Origin of the sequence: Pseudomonas cichorii, assembly GCF_019719005.1 — a bacterium.
Lineage (GTDB): Bacteria > Pseudomonadota > Gammaproteobacteria > Pseudomonadales > Pseudomonadaceae > Aquipseudomonas > Aquipseudomonas cichorii_E.
Map to the genome: position 1 here is coordinate 1 of NZ_JAIGPJ010000091.1, position 1294 is coordinate 1294.

2 protein-coding genes are annotated in these 1294 nt (G+C 55.9%); both read left to right on the plus strand.

The genetic code is table 11. The features are described from left to right. The coding region (tnpB, locus tag K5D32_RS25715; protein ID WP_221602319.1) for an IS66 family insertion sequence element accessory protein TnpB at positions 1–338 on the plus strand (338 nt) is incomplete at its 5' end. Positions 339–356: 18 nt separating this feature from the next. Then, positions 357–1294 (plus strand): IS66 family transposase (gene tnpC / locus K5D32_RS25720; protein WP_221602320.1); only part of this gene is annotated, 938 nt, incomplete at its 3' end.

Consider the following 1294-nt stretch of genomic DNA (forward strand, 5'->3'; position numbering starts at 1 on the left):
TCGAAAAAGTCTACCTGTACCCCAAGCCTGTCGACTTCCGAAAATCCATTGATGGCCTGGCTGCGCTGGTCGAACTGGATATCAAAGTCGCGGTGTTCGATCCGGTATTGTTCGTCTTCCTCAACAAGTCCCGTAACCGCATTAAAGTGCTGTATTGGGAACGCAACGGCTTCTGTCTCTGGCTCAAGCGTCTCGAATCGGAGCGATTCAAAACCTCGCCCGAAAACCGTGACACGCCCATCATTCTTAATGTCCAGGAACTCAACTGGTTACTCGACGGCTTTGACCTCTGGCGTAACTGCCCTCATAAAGTTCTCACGCCACGCTACGTCGCCTGACCCGGTATAATCCGGGGCATGATGCCTCTGCCCGATGATCTTCCCGATGATCCCGTTCTGCTCAAGCAACTCTTGCTTGAGGCGCTGACACGTCAAGTGAAAACAGATGCCGTGCTGGAGGCTCACGAGGGGCACATCGTTGATCTGAAAGAACAGATCAAGTTGCTGCGTGACCGTTTGTTCGGTCGCAAATCCGAGCAAACGGTTGAGCCCAATACGCCGCAACTGGCGTTGTTCAATGAAGCGGAAAGCGATCCTCTGCTCGCAGTCGAAGACCCGGAAGAAGACGTTGTCGCGCCAGCGCCACGCCGTGGCAAACGCAAACCACTGTCGGCTGATCTGCCGCGTATCGAAGTCATCCACGAACTGCCTGAACACGAACTGACCTGTGCCTGCGGTTGCCGCAAGCATGTCATCCGTGAAGAAGCCAGCGAGCAGCTGGATATCGTGCCGATGCAGATCCGCGTGATTAAACATATCCGTAAGGTTTACGGTTGCCGGGGTTGTGAAACGGCACCGGTCACCGCCGACAAACCGGCGCAGTTGATCGAAAAGAGCATGGCCAGCCCCAGCGTATTGGCGATGCTGCTGACCACCAAGTATGTCGATGGGTTGCCGTTACATCGTTTTGAAACGGTGCTCAGCCGTCACGGTGTAGAAATCCCGCGTCAAACCCTGGCCCGTTGGGTGATCCAGTGCGGCGAGCACTTGCAGCCACTGCTGAATCTTATGCGTGATCGGTTACTGGAAAGCCCGGTGATCCACTGCGATGAAACCCGCGTGCAGGTACTGAAAGAGCCGGAGCGTGACCCGACTAGCCAGTCCTGGATGTGGGTACAGGCCAGCGGCCCGCCCGATCGAAAAGTCGTGCTGTTTGACTACACCTCCAGCCGTGCGCAGGACGTACCGCTGCGCCTGCTGGAAAGTTATCGCGGCTATGTGATGACCGATGATTA